General features: G+C 69.4%; 16 protein-coding genes and 1 pseudogene. 5 read left to right on the top strand and 12 right to left on the bottom strand.

Going from position 1 to position 16,055, the window contains the following annotated elements:
• Positions 1-94: 94 nt before the first annotated feature.
• The 5 genes from IEY79_RS34355 to IEY79_RS34375 are packed head-to-tail and all read right to left on the bottom strand — an operon-like array spanning position 95 to position 4,371.
• Entirely contained in the window at positions 95-1,459 is a 1,365-nt protein-coding gene (locus IEY79_RS34355; RefSeq protein ID WP_229701372.1) for a PP2C family protein-serine/threonine phosphatase, read from the bottom strand.
• Positions 1,456-2,667: an ATP-binding SpoIIE family protein phosphatase gene (locus IEY79_RS34360; protein ID WP_189111622.1), complete on the bottom strand. Its 1,212-nt coding sequence runs from the start codon at positions 2,665-2,667 to the stop codon at positions 1,456-1,458. The genes IEY79_RS34355 and IEY79_RS34360 overlap by 4 nt, the downstream gene beginning before the upstream one ends.
• Entirely contained in the window at positions 2,664-3,047 is a 384-nt protein-coding gene (locus IEY79_RS34365; RefSeq protein WP_189111621.1) for an anti-sigma regulatory factor, read from the bottom strand. The genes IEY79_RS34360 and IEY79_RS34365 overlap by 4 nt, the downstream gene beginning before the upstream one ends.
• Before the next feature lie 29 nt (positions 3,048-3,076).
• The gene (locus IEY79_RS34370; RefSeq protein WP_189111586.1) at positions 3,077-3,517 is read right to left on the bottom strand and encodes an STAS domain-containing protein; all 441 of its coding nucleotides are present in this window, start codon (positions 3,515-3,517) and stop codon (positions 3,077-3,079) included.
• Entirely contained in the window at positions 3,514-4,371 is an 858-nt protein-coding gene (locus IEY79_RS34375; RefSeq protein WP_189111587.1) for an STAS domain-containing protein, read from the bottom strand. The genes IEY79_RS34370 and IEY79_RS34375 overlap by 4 nt, the downstream gene beginning before the upstream one ends.
• 576 nt (positions 4,372-4,947) lie before the next feature.
• Between IEY79_RS34375 and IEY79_RS34380 the strand changes: the two genes are divergently transcribed.
• Entirely contained in the window at positions 4,948-6,099 is a 1,152-nt protein-coding gene (locus IEY79_RS34380) for an ice-binding family protein (RefSeq protein WP_189111588.1), read from the top strand.
• Positions 6,100-6,333: 234 nt separating this feature from the next.
• On the opposite strand, the gene IEY79_RS34385 is transcribed toward IEY79_RS34380, so the two are convergent.
• Together IEY79_RS34385 and IEY79_RS34390 are read right to left on the bottom strand one after the other, a co-directional pair.
• Positions 6,334-7,239, bottom strand: coding sequence for an alpha/beta fold hydrolase (locus IEY79_RS34385; protein ID WP_189111589.1), 906 nt, complete (start codon positions 7,237-7,239; stop codon positions 6,334-6,336).
• An 85-nt stretch (positions 7,240-7,324) separates the two neighbouring features.
• Positions 7,325-8,293: an RNA polymerase sigma factor gene (locus IEY79_RS34390; RefSeq protein WP_189111590.1), complete on the bottom strand. Its 969-nt coding sequence runs from the start codon at positions 8,291-8,293 to the stop codon at positions 7,325-7,327.
• A 56-nt stretch (positions 8,294-8,349) separates the two neighbouring features.
• Between IEY79_RS34390 and IEY79_RS38515 the strand changes: the two are divergent.
• Positions 8,350-8,463 (top strand): annotated as a pseudogene (locus IEY79_RS38515) (IS21-like element helper ATPase IstB); the annotation flags it as partial.
• A 114-nt stretch (positions 8,464-8,577) separates the two neighbouring features.
• On the opposite strand, the gene IEY79_RS34395 reads toward IEY79_RS38515, so the two are convergent.
• Both IEY79_RS34395 and IEY79_RS34400 read right to left on the bottom strand, forming a co-directional pair.
• Positions 8,578-8,889 carry a DUF3817 domain-containing protein gene (locus tag IEY79_RS34395; RefSeq protein WP_189111591.1) on the bottom strand — a complete coding sequence of 104 codons (312 nt, stop codon included), beginning with the start codon at positions 8,887-8,889 and terminating at the stop codon, positions 8,578-8,580.
• A 572-nt stretch (positions 8,890-9,461) separates the two neighbouring features.
• Positions 9,462-10,160 carry a DJ-1/PfpI family protein gene (locus IEY79_RS34400; RefSeq protein WP_229701373.1) on the bottom strand — a complete coding sequence of 233 codons (699 nt, stop codon included), beginning with the start codon at positions 10,158-10,160 and terminating at the stop codon, positions 9,462-9,464.
• A gap of 520 nt (positions 10,161-10,680) precedes the next feature.
• On the opposite strand from IEY79_RS34400, the gene IEY79_RS34405 reads away from it, so the two are divergent.
• A complete protein-coding gene (locus IEY79_RS34405; protein WP_229701374.1) occupies positions 10,681-11,373 on the top strand; it encodes a DJ-1/PfpI family protein in 693 nt (230 codons plus the stop codon).
• A 150-nt stretch (positions 11,374-11,523) separates the two neighbouring features.
• Entirely contained in the window at positions 11,524-12,000 is a 477-nt protein-coding gene (locus IEY79_RS34410; RefSeq protein ID WP_229701375.1) for a MarR family winged helix-turn-helix transcriptional regulator, read from the top strand.
• 72 nt (positions 12,001-12,072) lie between these two features.
• Here IEY79_RS34410 and IEY79_RS34415 read toward each other — a convergent pair whose 3' ends face one another.
• Positions 12,073-12,936 carry an SDR family oxidoreductase gene (locus tag IEY79_RS34415; RefSeq protein WP_189111594.1) on the bottom strand — a complete coding sequence of 288 codons (864 nt, stop codon included), beginning with the start codon at positions 12,934-12,936 and terminating at the stop codon, positions 12,073-12,075.
• Positions 12,937-12,998: 62 nt separating this feature from the next.
• On the opposite strand from IEY79_RS34415, the gene IEY79_RS34420 reads away from it, so the two are divergent.
• On the top strand, positions 12,999-13,337 hold the full coding sequence (locus IEY79_RS34420) for a winged helix-turn-helix transcriptional regulator (protein WP_189111595.1): 339 nt from the start codon (positions 12,999-13,001) through the stop codon (positions 13,335-13,337).
• A 177-nt stretch (positions 13,338-13,514) separates the two neighbouring features.
• On the opposite strand, the gene IEY79_RS38520 is transcribed toward IEY79_RS34420, so the two are convergent.
• Together IEY79_RS38520 and IEY79_RS34430 are read right to left on the bottom strand one after the other, a co-directional pair.
• Positions 13,515-13,694, bottom strand: coding sequence for a transposase (locus IEY79_RS38520; RefSeq protein WP_373292684.1), 180 nt, complete (start codon positions 13,692-13,694; stop codon positions 13,515-13,517).
• A gap of 193 nt (positions 13,695-13,887) precedes the next feature.
• Complete coding sequence (locus tag IEY79_RS34430; protein ID WP_189111597.1) at positions 13,888-15,708, bottom strand: ABC transporter ATP-binding protein; 1,821 nt, start codon at positions 15,706-15,708, stop codon at positions 13,888-13,890.
• Positions 15,709-16,055 lie beyond the last annotated feature (347 nt).

Below are 16,055 nucleotides of genomic sequence, written 5' to 3' on the forward strand. Positions count from 1 at the left end.
GACAAAGCGACCCGCAGTCGGACGAGGGTCATCGCCCCTCTTGTGCCCCGCAGCACGCCCGGACCCTCGACAACGCGGTCCGTGTTACGTCGCGTCATCTCTTCGCCGAATCGAGTGGGTGGACGTGCGCGGCGAAGACGATGATGTCGTCGTCGGTTTCCTTGCCGAACTCGGCCAGCAGCGCGTCGCACAGCCCTTCCGGATCCGGGGGACCTGAGAGAACAGCGGCGGTGAGGGCTTTCATCCGGTCGTTGAGGTCGGTGTTCCGTACCTCCACAAGTCCGTCGGTGATCATGAGCAGCCGAGTGCCGGGGGTGATGTCGTGCGCGGTCGCCAAGGGCTGGGGCAGGTGGAGGCCAAGGAGCGGGCCGTGTTCGGTGAGATAGGCGGCCGGACCGCCGGGGATGATGACCAGCGGCGGCAGGTGTCCGGCGTTGGCGACGTGCAGTCGCCGGTTTCCTGATTCGAGCAGGACGATGCAGACGGTCGCGGTCCAGCCGGGCTGGTGGAGATGGAGCAGGTGGTCGAGGTGTTCGAGCAGCCGGTGCGGCGGGTGGCCCTGGGCGGCGTAGGCGCGCAGGGCGTGACGTAGCTGGCCCATGACCATGGCCGCCTGGAGTGAGTGGCCGACCACGTCGCCGACGGCGAGCAGCAGACCGTTGGGGGTGTGGACCGCTTCGTAGAAGTCGCCGCCGATTTCGGCGGTGGCTGCCGCGGGCAGGTAGCGTACGGCCAGCTCCAGGCCAGGCGTGTGAGGGAGTTCGGCGGGGAGGAAGGTGCGCTGGAGTGCCAGCGCGAGTTCGTGTTCCTCGGCAAAGCGCTCCACCACCTCCTTGTGTTCCACGGTGAGTTCCGCGTACAGCGCCATGACGCCCGCGTTGGTCTCCGACAACTCCTCGTTCAGCCGCTCCAGTTCGTCACGCTGCGCATGAGCCTCATGCAACGCCGCGAGAAGGTCGCGGGTCTGTGCCTGCAGGTCGTCGATGGCGGTGGCGGGAAGGCCGGCGCTCAGCGCCTCCTGGACAGCGGCCGGGTCCGGGACGGCTGTTCGGAGCGGATGGGTGAGGGTGATACGCCCGCCGAGGAATGGCCGGCCGGCCAGGTGGTCTGTGCTCTCCTCGGCGGGGTCGTAGGCGGTACGGGGCAGCAGGCGGGTGACAGCGGTCAGCGACTCCTCGCTCGGCACCCGTTCGTCCGGCCACGCCAGCGCCACCTGGAGTTCGGGCGGTTCGTGCTTCAGGGTGAAGGCCGCGGTCATGGCTGTGGGACGCAGCAGGTCCCGGCCGAGTTCGCTCAGGGCGGTGGCCAGGCGTACCTGGTCGCGGGTGTCGAGCCCGATCGTGTCCGCCAGGATTTTCGCCTGGCGGCGCAGCGTGAAGACGTCCTGTTCGGTGACCAGCACGGCCAGGAGGATCCGGGCGGAGCCGGGTTCGGACCGGTTCGTCGACCTCGTGGTCACCAGGCCCCCTTGGCGATCACCACGCTGGCGTCGTCGCGGCGGGTCCCGGCACGGCGCAGCAGCCCGGCGGCGACCACGGCGGGGGCATGGTGCAGAAAACCGGCCACGTCCGCGGGAGTCCACCGTTCGCTCAGACCGTCCGAGTGCAGCACCAGCGCCCCGAGCGGGGGCAGTGTGTGCTCGTAGGTCCGCAACTGGCGCATCTGATGGCCCACGATGCCCGGGTGGGAGAGGAGATTGTTCCGGGTGGTGCCTGTCACCACCGCGGCGGTGATGTTGCCCACCCCGCAGAACAGCAGGCGCCGCTCGGCCGGTTCGATACGAGCGATCGCCACGGCCGCCCCACGCGTGCCGTGCAGAGCCCGGTGAACCTCCTGCATCGCCTGCTCCGGCGTACGGGCGGTGCCGGTGGCGAAGGCCTGGACGGCCGCCCGACCGGCCAGCGCCGCCGCCGGCCCGTGGCCCAGCCCGTCGCACGACATCACCAGCACCCCGTCACCGGCCCCGGGTGTCACGGACCGCACGGGGCTGGTGCGACCCCGCGGTTCGTCGGCCGCAGCGCGGTCGGCCCAGCGGCTCGCGCCACCGTCCGTGCCCGTCAGCGCCCGCCAGTCGAACGCGGGCCGCCAGGTCGGCGGCGCCGTGTCGTCGGCCGACTCCTGTGTGTGGTGTGTACGTTCGCCGCCGTCGGTGCGGGCCGCCCAGGCGTCACCGCACACCTGCTCTCCGCCGATCGGGCGGGTGATACCGCCCACCAGGGGTTCCGCCATGATCGCGGCGCCGACGGGGCGGGGCCAGAAACGTGCCATCTGTATGGTGCCCTGACCTGGTCGGGAGTGTACGTCGTAGGTGTCGGCCAGCCGCCGTACCGCACCCAGGCCGATGCCCAGCGTCCCCGCGGTCGACATCCCGTCGCGTACCGCCGCCGGGACGTCGGCCATTCCCGGTCCATGGTCCAGTAGGACCACTTCGGCCCCGGCGACCGCCGGGGTACGCAGCACGCGCAGGATCAGCGCGCCGTCCACGGCGTGCTTGCGCATGTTCGTCACCAACTCGGTGACCGCCAGCACCACCTCGGCGCTGCGGTGTTCGCTGAATCCGATCCGCCGGGTGAGCGCGGCGGCGCTGCCGCGCGCGCCTTCGGCCTGATCCCGGAACCAGGCCACGTCCTCGCAGTCGGCCAGCGGTGTCCTGCCCGGCACAGTCATCGGCCCCACTTGGTGATGGTGACGGTGGTGCCCCGACCGGGCGCCGACTCCAGCACGAAGTCGTCGACGAGCCGCTTGGACCCGGAAAGTCCCAGCCCCATGCCGCTGCCCGAGGTCCAGCCGTCCGTGAGTGCCAGATCCACGTCCGGGATCCCCGGGCCCTGATCGGCGAAGACCAGCCGTACCCCACGGCGTCCCCGTTCATCGACCAGAGAAGCGGTCATCGTGCCCCCACCGCCGTAGACCAGGGTGTTACGGGCCAGTTCACTCGCCGCGGTCACCAGTTTCGTCTGCTCGACCAGCGACAGCCGGCACTGCTGCGCCAGAGTCCGGGCCACCTGCCGGGCCCGCACCACACCGTCGTTCGCGGCGATCGCCAGCACTTCCGGGCCACCACCGCTTCCAGCCGTCACTGGCCGGCCGGATCAGCTCGCACGCCGTCCTCGTCGGACAGGCCGCTTTCCGCGAGCTCCTGGGAGGGACCCTGTCGGAGGACGCGGCTGCGCTCCAGGACCTTCAGGCCCATCTCAAGGGTCAGGGCTGTCCTGACCCCGCCCAGGGAAAGGCCGAGTTCGACCAGGGTGATCGCCACTGCCGGGCGCATCCCCACCACCACTGTCTGCGCGTCCAGCAGCAGTGACAGCGAAGCGATCGTGGCCAGCATGCGGCCCACGAACGAATCGACGATCTCCACGGCGCTGATGTCGATCACGACGCCGTCGGCGCCGGTGCCCACGATCCTCGCGGTGAGATCGTCCTGCAGATGCACAACTGCCTGGTCATCCAGGTCGGTCTGGATGGAGACCAGCAGAATCTGGCCGATCTGCAGAACGGGAACCCGTTCGGTCACCGGGCACCGGCCGAACCACCAGGTCGGGTGAAGGTGACACCGGAGGCTCGCAGCGCATGGCGCAGCGCGTCCGCCAGCGTGGCCTTGGTCACGATGTCGCCGAAGTCGATGCCCAGCGCAACGATGGTCTGCGCGATCTGCGGCCGTATACCGGAAATCGTGCACTCCGCGCCCATCAGACGCGCGGCCACGACCGTCTTCAGCAGATGCTGGGCGACCTCGGTGTCCACGGCGGGGACGCCGGTGATGTCGATAACCGCCTGCTCCGAACCGGTGTCGACCAGGGCCTGAAGCATCTTCTCCATCACGACCATCGTGCGCGCCGAGTCAAGCGTGCCCACCAGCGGCACACCGATGACCCCGTCCCACAGCTTGACCACCGGAGTCGACAACTCGAGCAACTGCTCGGCCTGCGCCCCGATCAGCTCCTCACGCGTACGGGAGTATGCCTCGATCGTGAACAGGCCCAGATCGTCCACCAGCTTCGTGAACGCCAGATACGCCCGGACGTCCCCACCGTCCTCGCCCGTCAGGACCGGCTCCAGAACCTCCTTGAGCGAGAAGAGACTGAGCGCGGTCTCAGAAGGAGTGAACCCCTGCCGGGCCCGGCTGCGCGACAGCTCCGAGAGCAGAGCACGCACCTCCCCGAACGCCTCGCCGTGCGCGTCCAGACTGCCGGTCTGCAACGCGGTCAGCAGAGCGGTGTACAGCTCGCCCAACTCACGCTGCACCTCGGACCGGCTCACCCGCCCGCCCAGCGAACGACTGACCCTGTCCGCCCAGTCGGCTCCGAGGTCCTCACCCCGAACCGTCAGCAACTCGACCAGACGAGTCGTACCTTCCCCACCAGCCACCACGCACTTCCCTCCATGACGGGACCGAGCGGCCCATCGCCGAACACTAAGCCATCACCCCCTGTCCACAAATGGCCCCTCACTCCCAATTCCAGACACTTCGTTCACTAAAGATCCAAACCTCACCCCGGCAGTGATATGGACGACACAGCCGGCCGGTCTGGCGCGGCCCTCGACCCCGTGGACGCTTTCTACCGCCTCGCCCACGACAGGCTGCGGTGCTCCGGGGCAGCGCCCCGTGCAGGACCAGTGAGGTGGAGCTGACGGGCGCCATCTCGCCGAGGCTCGCGACACCACGGGAGTTCGTCCATGCGAGTACGGAGAAGGTGTCCTGCCGTTATTGATTCCGAGTGGAGAGCGCATTCTGTGTATTCGAAGCCTGAACCGTTCGGCGTACGGCGTTGTAATGCCCGCCCGATTCTTCTCACTATATTGAAACTGAATACATCGGGAATCCTCTGCGTGTATTGCTGTGGAGGGAAATTTCATGCGTAATCTGCCCGCGACAGAATGAAGGCTTTCCGGGCGATCGGCAGTGGCCCGGCCGGCCCCCGTCTCCCCAGAGAAATGGTCTCGATGAAGCTCAACATCCGTGGCAAGGCCAGACAACGATCCATTTCCGGCTGGCTCACCACCGCGCTCACGGCGACCGTCGCCGCCGCGATGGTGGCCGTGACGCCGACCCAGGCCCTCGCCGTCGCCACGCCCGTCCCCCTCGGCACGACCGAATCGTTCGCCGTTCTGGCCGGTCAGTCGATCACCAACACCGGCCCCTCGGTCATCACCGGCGACATCGGCGTGAGCCCCGGAACGTCCATCACCGGCTTCCCGCCCGGCATGGTCCTCGGTGTCCAGCACTCCGCGGACGCGGTGGCCCTGCAGGCCAAGACCGACCTCGTCACCGCGTACAACAACGCCGCGGGACAGGCCACGGACGCGGTGCTCCCGCCGGACGCCGGCGGCCTGACGCTCGTCGGCGGTGTCTACACCGCGCCCTCGACCCTGGGCCTGACCGGCACCCTCACCCTCGACGCGCAGAACAACCCCAACACCGTCTGGGTCTTCCAGGTCGGCTCCGCCCTGACGACCGCATCCGCCAGCCGGGTCGCGCTCATCAACGGCGCGCAGGCGTGCAACGTGTTCTGGCAGATCGGCAGTTCGGCCACCCTGGGCACCAACTCGACGTTCGTGGGCAACATCCTGGCCCTGACCTCGATCAGCGCAACGACCGGGGCGACCATCAACGGCCGTGCGCTCGCCCGCGAAGGCTCGGTGACCCTGGACACCAACCGGATCACCCGCTCCACCTGCTCCAGCACCACCACGGGGACCACGACCGGCACCACCACCGGCACCACCACGGGAACCACCACCGGAACGACGGGCGCCACGACCGGCGGCGTGCTGGGTGGCGTACTCGGCGGCGTCGTGACCGGCGGCACCACGGGCGGCACCTCGGGCGGGACGACCGGTGCTACGACCGGCGGGTCCACGGGCGGGGTCATCTCGGGCAACACGACCGGCAACACGGTGGGCAACACGGCGGGCAACATCGGCGGCGGCCACGGCGGCAAGCCGGGCAAGCCCGGGAAGCCGCACCACGGCCACGGCAAGCCCGACCACGGACGGCCCGACCACGGTGAGGAGAAGCCGGGCTACGGCGACGACGAGGGCGCCAAGCCCTCGGAGCACGGCGGCTACGGCGACAAGCCCGAGCACCTGGCCTGACGAAAACGAACCACGGATCTCGCCGCGCGGTGGAATCTCATCGATTCCGCCGCGCGGCGTCCCAGTTGAGCGCAGAGATCCGCTTCCGGCGCAGCGCCGCCACCCGTCGCCGCCGGCTGTAGGCCCGCGCCAGTAGCACGACCCTCGGCTACCTCGGCCAACGGCACACCCCCGACCCGGATCGCCGGGCTCGGGACATGCTGCGCGCCGCAGGCCGACCGCAAAGACGAAAGGTCATGCCGCGCTATGCGCGGTCGCCGTCACGAAACGCGTCACCGCCCGCGCGAAGGCCGCAGGCTCTTCCAAATGGCCGAAGTGCCCGCTGTCCTGCAGGATCAGCAGTTCCGATTCAGGTATCAGCCGGTGCAGTTCCTCGGCCCACCGCACCCCGCAGATGACGTCGTGGCGGCCGACGACGACGAGGGCCGGCACGGTGAGCGAGCCGAGGGCCGCCCGGTCGTCGATTAGGTGCGGCACGAGATTCTCATCCAGCCCGGAGATGTGGGAAGCCCGTACGGAGGCCCGGAAGGGCGCGAACTCCTCCTCCCGGCCCCAGTAGTCGGCGAAGTACGCGGGGAGCAATCCCCTGGCGACTGATGTCATCTGCGCGTCGTCGGAGATGGTGGGGATGGCCTGGAAAGCCGCGAGTACCTCGGCGAGTTCGGGCCGGCCGGCGTTCCGCGCCGCGAACAGCTCAACCAGGCGCATGGCCTCGGCGCCGTGCTCGGGACCGGTCAGCGGCGCGCTCTCGTAGAGGATCACCCCGGCGACGCGCTCGGGGTGGTGCAGGGCGTGGTACTGGACGACGAAGCCGCCGTGCGAATGCCCCAGCAGGTGCGCCTCGGGGACGCCGAGGTGCTCGATCAGCTCCCCGAGGAACCGGCTGTAGAGGGGCCGGGTGTAGCCGTTGGGGTGGGACGACAGACGGTCGGAGGCACCGCTGCCGACCGGCTCCGGATACACCATCGTCAGGGAGCGCTCCAGCGCGGGCATGCGCATGTATTCCCAGTGGATGCCAGGCCCGCCGGAGTGCGCGACGCACACCGGGCCCGTGCCGTGGACGTGATAACGCTGTACGACACCGTCGATTTCGACGGTGTGCGATCCGGCGGCCAGAGGATCGGTCGCAGAGGTGGTCATGGGGTTCTCCGTATCCCGCGGTGTCGATGACACAGGCAGGACGCCGGAGAATGAACGAAGTTCGATTTCGTCTATGTGATGGCCGTCACACGGTGGTGAGTGCCTGGAGGGCCGCCACCGGCCTGGGGTGCAGCAGACGCAGCCGGTGCGGACGCCCGGCGCCGTCCAGGGTCATCACCCACGCCACCGAGGGCGGGCAGTGGTCGGGGTTGTCGACCGGGCTGAGGAGATCCATCTCCCAGACGACGAGGGACCGGCCGGCCACCGCGTGGACCAGGCGCTGGCGCACACCGGCCTCCAAGTCACTGTCCATGCCACGGGTCAGGACCCTCCTGCCGCCCACTGGCACGTTCCCCCTCAGCAGCGCGATCTCGGGTGACCAGCGCTCAGTCAGCAGCGCGCCGAAGCGTCCGCTCTCGGCGGCGGCCAGTGTCTCGCGTGCCTCGGCGCGGCTGGCACGGACCCGCTGCGCGGTGTCGCCGTGCCGGGCGTCCGCCGTGGTGGCGAGGGCCGCCGCGAGCTTCGCCCGTCCCTGGCTGAGCCGACTGCGGACCGTGCCGACCGGGACCCCGCAGGCCTCGGCGATCCGCTCGTACGAGGTGGCCCCATTGCTGAAATACCGAAGCACCATGGGCAGGCGCAGCACAGGGGACAGCTCTTCCATGGCCTCCCAGATCCAGTTCCGCAGAGTGTGCCGCTCCAGCCACTCCTCCGGACCGGCGCCCAGGGAGGGCAGGTGCAGATCGTCGATGGGCCGGGACGGTACGGACCCGCGCACCAGGGAAAGGCTGGCGTTGCGTACGATCATCCGCAGCCAGGCGCCCACGGCCGCCGGGTCGCGCACGTCGCCCACGCGCCGCAGCGCGGTCACGGCCGCGTCCTGGACCACGTCGTCGACGTCGGGCCCCGGGCCCAGAATGCTCAGCGCCACCGCGCGCATCCCCGCCCGATGCCGCTCCAGCAGCAGTCCCAGGGCGGCCACCTCGCCCGCCTGCGCGGCACGCGTCAGCGCCGCGTCCTCAAGCAGTGCGGCTTCGCCCGCGTGCCGGTCCATCAGGCCCTTCTTCCCGCACCCGCCGTCGCGTGCGCGACGGTACTGCGAGATTACTGCTGCTGATGACCGGGTGCGGCAGCCGGGCCAGCCGCCGGTCGGAACGACGGATCAAAGCCGCGTGCTTCCCAGGGGAGGACCCTCTCCGGGTCTTCGACTTCGACGCCGCCCCCACCGGTTCGTAGGAGCGGATCTCCAGACGGTGCCGCTGGGGATCACGCGGCACGCACGGGTGTATCCGTCCGGGGCGGTGGTGCTGGGTGGGTGCCATGAGTGCGGTGCGGGTGTCACGGATGGCCGGGTCCGACACGCTCGGAAGCGGTGGCTTCCGGAGCGTGCGCCTGGTCGGCGCGATCCAGCCTGCGCAGGGCGAGCAGGCCGCCGATGCCGGGTATCACCGCGAAAGCCGCGGTAGGGCGGGTGATGTGGGGATCGCGCAGGGCCGCGACGATGCTGAACAACCAGGTACAGCCGTGCACGGGCCCGGTCAGCGCGGCGACTAACTGGAAGTGGAACGTGGCCAGGTTGAGCAGGAGGACCCCGAGCGAGACGAGTTCGACAGCCGCGGAGATACGTAGAGGGCGACGGGTGCTCTTCATGGTCAGGCTCCCGTGGTGGAGCCGGGGCGCACGATCATCAGAACAGTCACGGTGCCCCAGAGGAGATTGCAAACGCCGGTGAACATCGCAAGGCGAACCGTGGCGGCGAGGCCGACCGCGGCGTAGACGTTGCGGGAGACGGACGGTGGACACGTTGTCGAGGACGCCGCCCTCCGTGGTGCCCGTGCGCGGGTCGCCGAGGGGAACATGCTTGCCGCCACGGCCACCGGCCCAACGGCGACGATGGCGACCAGGACGTGGACCCTTGCGGGGCGGCGGTCGGCGGTCGGCGGTGAAAAGCCACCGGGAGTTGGGCGTAGGCGGTTCGGCTGTGGACGTCGGGTTCCTTGGGCGGGCATGGTTCCTTCTACTCTTGTGCGCGCACTACTTGGTGCCGCTGGGGGGCAGTCGGTGCTCGCGCGGACCGCGAGCCGGCCGGGCGCGGTCTTCGGGAGAAAGTCGCTCTGCGGAGCGTGAACTGCCCGGTTGTCACGGCCCGTTCCCCGGGGGCGTACGAGAGCCCTGGGTGAGCCGCCGCGGGCGTCGGCGCCCGCGGCGGCTCGGGAACGGTCTCAGCCGGTGGCCTTGGCCGCCCGGAACTGGTCGATCACCGAAGGCCCGTCGCCGAGGTCCAGCATGGCGAACAGCCTCTCCGTCGAGTTCTTGGTCATTTCCGGGCCGGCCAGGGCGGGGCTGCCGGTCCCGAACGGCGGGTGCGGCGCGTACTCGATGTCCAACTCGGCCCGCCGCGCGGCCTCTTCACCACGCAGCTCGGCCAGTACGAGGAGGGCGGCCTCGTAGGACCCGGTAGCGGGCCCGGCCGTCCACAGGTTGCCGTCCCGCACCACCTCACCACCCCCGACAGGGGTCGCACCGAACTCCCCCAGCAGATCGAGGATGTGGAAGTTCGTGGTGGCCCGTCGGCCTGCGAGCAGTCCCGCCGCGCCGGCCAGCATGACCCCGCCGCACACGGCGATGACGTGCTTGGCCCGGGAAGCAGCGTCCTTGAAGAACTCGACGACCTCCGGGTCCGCGACTACCTCGGGCGAGATGGCGCCGACGGCCAGGACATCCAGTTCCGCCGGGCAGTCGGCGAACGAGGTGGTGGGCACGGTCGGGAACGTCGGCAGACCGTTGACGGTCTCGCGGTTCTTCCACAACAGGTGGATCTCACTGTCCGGCTGAATGCCGAGGACGGTCTGGGGCCCGACGATGTCGCACAGGGCGTAGTCGGGGCCGACAAGAATCCCGACGGTGAGTGGCTTGGACAAGGTGTCCTCCAAGTACTGAGAAACGGCCGGGTAAGGGAACGGGCCATCCGCCCGCTCCCCACCTTTAAGCCACACTGTAAGCCAAGCTAATACCCACCTCTAGAGCCCCCCGCGACTAAGACCCTTCGCACGGCGAGAGGACACCCCCCTGGCGAGCAGAGCAGCCGCGACGGCAACCTCGACGAAGACGCGCACCCGACACCGCTCCGACCATGGCGCGTTGTGCACTCGCCTCCTAGGGGGCGCCTTGCCAGCCGTGATGCGCGGATATGGGTAGCCGCACCAGACCGGCGGAACCCGGTCACGCCGGCGGGGCCGCCACGGCCTGGGTTCGCGGCTACGCGGCAGAGCGCCCGCACGACGACCGGGCAGTGCTCCTGGTCGACGAGACCGGCGACGCGAAGAAGGGCCGGGCACTACAGACATGTATCAGCATGACTTACAGTGTGACTTATGGTCGGTTGCCGGAACTCAGCCGGCAATCCGCGTACCGCACATCTGTCAACACTCGGAGGACATCGTGTCCAAGCCACTCACCGTCGGGATCGTTGTCTCACCCGGCTATCTCGTCTGCGACATCGTCGGGCCCCAGACCGTGCTCGGTATCCAGCCGGACAGTGAGATCCACCTGTTGTGGAAGAACCGTGAAACCGTCAACGGATACCCGACGTTCCCCACCGTGCCCACCACCTCGTTCGCCGACTGCCCGGCCGAACTCGACGTGCTGGCCGTCGGCGGCATGATCCCCGACGTCCAGGGAGACCCGGAGGTCATCGCGTTCTTCAAGGACGCTGCTTCCCGGGCCAAGCACATCATCGCCGTGTGCGACGGAGCACTCCTGGCGGGCACCGCAGGTCTGCTGAAAGGACGGCGGGCCACCACGAACTTTCACATCCTCGATCTGCTGCCGGAGGTCGGTGCGACCCCTGTCGGGGGTGGTGAGGTGGTGCGGCACGGCAACCTGTGGACGGCCGGGCCCGCTACCGGGTCCTACGAGGCCGCCCTCCTCGTACTGGCCGAGTTGCGTGGTGAAGAGGCCGCGCGGCGGGCCGAGTTGGACATCGAGTACGCGCCGCACCCGCCGTTCGGGACCGGCAGCCCCGCCCTGGCCGGCCCGGAAATGACCAAGGATTCGCTGGAGAGGCTCTCCATGATGAACCTCGGCGCCCGCGCCGTACTGGATCGCCTCCGGGAACAAGAAATATCCGCCTGAGTGTCGTCGTCTCCACCCGCTGCCCGGGCGGCCGCCCCGGAACGCACCCTCCCGCAGAGCCCCGGTGACCGAGAACCCCGTCGAGGAAGGGGCCCATACTGAGGAGGAGCGGGTTCAGGACGCGGCTCAGGCTGGGAGAAGAGGGTCGGCATGGCAGGTGTGGACGAGGCGACGGACCGGGGTTCCGTGGCGCTCTTGATGGTGGCCGCGGGGCGGATGCTGAGCCGGCGCGTCGAGGACGAACTCGCCGAGCTGGGGCTCACATTGCGCCACTACGGCGCCCTGGCTCACCTGTCGCACCGCTCGGACCTGTCGTACTCCGACCTCGCTCGCCGCGCCGGGATCACCACACAGAGCATGCACGCGACCGTGCGCGCACTGGAACAGCGCGGCGCGGTGACGCGAACCCTCCCCGGCCACGGCCACGCGGCACGCCTGGAGGTCACCGAGGAGGGACGGCGGCTGCTCACCGAAGCGGGTGAGGCCACGGCGCGCCTGGACCGCGAACTGTTCGGCCACCTGAGCGAGGACGAGCGGGACGGGCTGCGGCTGGGACTGTCGGCGCTCGCACCGCCCTCCGACAGGTCCCGCGGCACTTCCCAGCGGAACTCACCGTCTGAAGGATGACCCTGCCTTGAGCCGGATCCGCCGACCACGATCAGCCGGCGCTCCGGGCGGGCACCCGGAGCGCCGTGGCGCTCAAAAGCCGATGTCTGCCAGCCAGCGAGCTGTGCTTTGGGGAGTCACACCGAGAAGTTCCTGGGCAGAGTGTTCGGGCCTGATCGCGTGGTCCGGCAGCGCACCGAGAGCCTGGTAGAAAGCCGCCACGCCGGCCGCGGCACCTTCACCGAGCAACGGCGTAATGGACTCCTTCATGGCCGCGGGCGTGATCGCCTCGTATCTCACATCCCGTCCCAGCCGCGCGGCGAATGCCTCGGCGAGATCCGGTCCGGTGACTGCCGGGAACTGCCCGACGCCGACTGTGCCGGTCACATCCGGGCGCTCCAGCAGCACGGCGGCGACATCGGCTATGTCCTGGTGCGAGGCCCATGAGACAGGGAAATCGGCACGGAGTGGGTAACGCAGAACGCCCTGTCCCCGAACTGCCTCGACAACCGTCGGAAGGAGCAGATTCTCCAGGAACACCCTTGGCGCGATCACCGCATACGACACCTCACTGGCCTCCAGCCCCGCTATCAGTGTCGCGGCGGCGCTGTCCACAGGGATGGATGGCGGGCTCGCCGGGGCGCCGATCCCGGAGCCACTGGTGGAGAACACCACACGCGCGGGCCGGGCCTCGCGGACCGCGGCAACGATATGCCGCACGTAGGCCTCACGGTCACCGGGTGCGGCCGCCGGCAGATGGACGAACAGTCCCTCGGCGCCCCGATAGGCGTCTGCCAATTCCGAGGAGGAAGAGTAGTCGAGAGGCCTCACCCGCGCGCCGGCCACGGCGGCGTCCGCGCGGCGCGTGAGAGCAACCACGGACTTACCCGCGGCGGCGAGAACAGAAACAACAGGGGCACCCTGGGCGCCGGTGGCGCCATGGATCACATAACTCATGACCGAATTAGTGCACAGGGTGCACCGGTTACTTCAACTGCACTATTGGATCGAGAAGAGAATTGATTGCTGTTCCGCTCCCCGAGTGCGGTGTCTCCCGGTTCCTCACGCTGCTCGACGGGCCCTGGGCCACCCTGATCGTGCGTGAACTCCTGGACGGTCCCCACCGCTTCACCGAACTCCGCAAGGCCCTGCCCGGTATCAGCCCCCACACCCTGACCAGCAGGCTGCGCCGGTTCGAGACGTACGGGATCGTCACCCGCACCGCGTATCCCGAAGTACCCCCACGCGTCGAATACCGGCTCACCCCCCTCGGCGAGGACCTGCGCGACGTACTCGAAGCCATGGCAGCCTGGGCCCTGACCGTCCCGCAGCCCGACCCTCATCCGGCCGCGTACTGACCGGTCAGAAAACAGCCTTTCGTCCGCGGTCGGGGGCCTGCAAGCGGCAACCGGACGAGAGGGGCCGACCCGGCGCGGCCAACGCAGGGCCCGGGCCTGGACGGCTCCAAGCATCCGCTCGAACATGCCGTCCAGGACCCACCGGCGGAAACCAATGTGCAGCGTGGCCCACGGGCCTTACCGATCGGGCACGTCACCCCGAGCCGTCCCGGTGCGGAACTTCCACACGATCCCGTTGAGCACCGTGCGGTCGTCCAACCGTTTCCTGCCCCGCAACGACTCGGGCAGCAGTTGCCGAACGAACTCCCATTCGGCATCCGACAGTTCATGGCGACGCATCACCCGACCATGATCCATTACGCAAGATCATTTGAGGTCCTCGGCGGGTGTGCGACCAGTCGTCGCGGGAACACTGTTGGGGGGTCAGAGCCGTCGCGATCTGGCCTGCCGCCAGCGGCATTCCGGCCGGTCGTCTTGTGCGATGCCGCCGGCAACTGAACGTGAACAAGTCCCGTTCTGCTCTGTGCGAGGCGGGCCGATGAATCATGTGTCAGTTGAGGGCGGTGAGGAACTGGGTGGCGGCGAGTTCGGCGTACAGCAGGTCGGCAGCGACGAGTTCGCGGTGGCTGCCCACCGCGCGTACCCGGCCGGCATCCATGACGACGATGCGGTCGGCCGTGGTGACGGTGGAGAGCCGGTGGGCGACGACAAGCACGGTGGTGGTGCGGGCGACGTCGGCGACGGTGTCGCGCAGGGCGGCCTCGTTGACGGCGTCGAGCTGGCTGGTGGCCTCGTCGAGGAGGAGCAGGCGGGGGCGGCGCAGCAGCGCGCGGGCGATGGCCACGCGTTGGCGTTCACCACCGGAGAGCTTGGTGCCGCGGTGGCCGACGAGAGTGTCGAGGCCCTGGGGAAGGCCGGCGACGAGGCCGTCAAGTCGGGTGGTCTTGAGTACCTTGCACAACTCCTCGTCGGAAGCGTCGGGGTTGCCGAGAAGCAGGTTGCCGCGGAGCGAGCCCGAGAGCACAGGGGCGTCCTGTTCGACGTACCCGATGGCGGCACGCAGCGTGGGTATCTCCCAGCGCATGAGTTCGCGGCCGTCGAGGACGATGCGACCGGCCGTCGGCTCGTAGAACCGTTCGATGAGAGAGAAGACCGTGGTCTTCCCGGCGCCGGAGGGGCCGACGAAGGCGGTCAGCCCGCGGCCGGGGATGGTGAAGCTGACCGCTCGGTGGACGTAGGGCAGCTCCCCGGCGTAGCGGAAGCAGACCTCCTCGAAGGCGAGCGCGGCCGGCTCGGCGTCCGGTGCGGGCAGTGGGGCGGGCTCTGCCTCCGGCTCCGCAGGCAGAGCCTGGGCCTCCTGGATACGGGCGATGGCTGCGGTGCCGGTCTGATACCCGGTGGCGGCGGCGATCACCTGCTGGACGGGCGACATCAGGTAGAAGACGTACATCAGAAAGGCGACCAGGGTGCCGATGTCGATGGCGCCGGTGGCCACCCGGGCGCCCCCGGCGGCCAGCACCGTTATAAAGGCGATCTGCATGGACAGGCCGGCCATGTTCCCCGCCAGAGCTGACCACTTCGCGGAGTCCACGCTGTGCCGCCAGGCCTCGTGCGCGGCGGCGTGCACTGCCTGCTCCTCGCGGTGCTCCGCGCCGGAAGCCTTAATGGTGCGCAGGCTGCCCAGGACGCGCTCCAGGGACGCGCCCATTACCCCTACCGAATCCTGCGCACGACGGATGGTCTTCTTGACCTGCGGCATGATCACCCAGATGACCATGCCCGTGCACACGATCACGGCGAGGGTGACGGCCAGCAGTGCCGAATCGACGACACCCATCAGTACCAGCGTGGCGATCATGGTGAGTCCGCCGGTGCCGAGGCCGATGAGGGTGTCGGTGGTAACCGAGCGGAGCAGCGTGGTGTCGGAGGTGACCCGCGCCATCAGATCGCCGGGCTCGCTGCGGTCCACCGCGGAGATGCGCAGTCGCAGCAGATACGAGGTCAGCGCCCGGCGTGCCCCAAGGACCACGGACTCGGCGGTGCGCTTCAGCAGGTACGAACCCACGCCCCCGAGCCCGGCGTTGGCAAGGACGAGAACGCTCATCACGAGCAGCGGTGTGGTGATGGACCGGTCGTGGCCGAGGTCGTTGACAAGCCCGCGCGCGACCAGGGGCAGGGCGAGTCCTGTGGCACTGGTGAGGAGTGCCAGGAGCGCGCCGGCCAGCAGCACCCAGCGGTACGGACGCACGTAGTGGAGAAGCTGCCGCCAGGGGGGCGGCGGTGTTGTGGCGGGCGAATGAGGTCTGCCCTGCTCGGACGAGGTCGGCAGCTGGGGGATGGGTGCCGGCGGACTGCCGGATGGAGCGTCCATGAGTACCTCATACGGTCTGTGTCGGCCTGTGCGGCGGGCCGGCCGTCAGCCGTTGGCGGGCTGCCGCGTGACGGCACGGCGCGGGCCGGGTCCCGACTTCTTCCGCCCCTGGCGGCGGGCGGGAGGCCACCAAGTGGACGATTACGGCAGTGAATACGGCGATTGAGGTCCGGTCGCCATGCGCCGCCCGGCCCGGATCCTCTTCGACGTCCTGGTGACGAGCGTGCCCCTGCCACGCGCGACGCTCTCGTTCGGCCCCTGGCGCACCCGCTCGGCGCACCGATTGGCGCACCGATTGGCGCACCGGACATGGGTACTCGATTCGTTCGGTCGCCCGTACGGTGTCG

This window comes from Streptomyces camponoticapitis, from assembly GCF_014646115.1.
Lineage (GTDB): Bacteria > Actinomycetota > Actinomycetes > Streptomycetales > Streptomycetaceae > Streptomyces > Streptomyces camponoticapitis.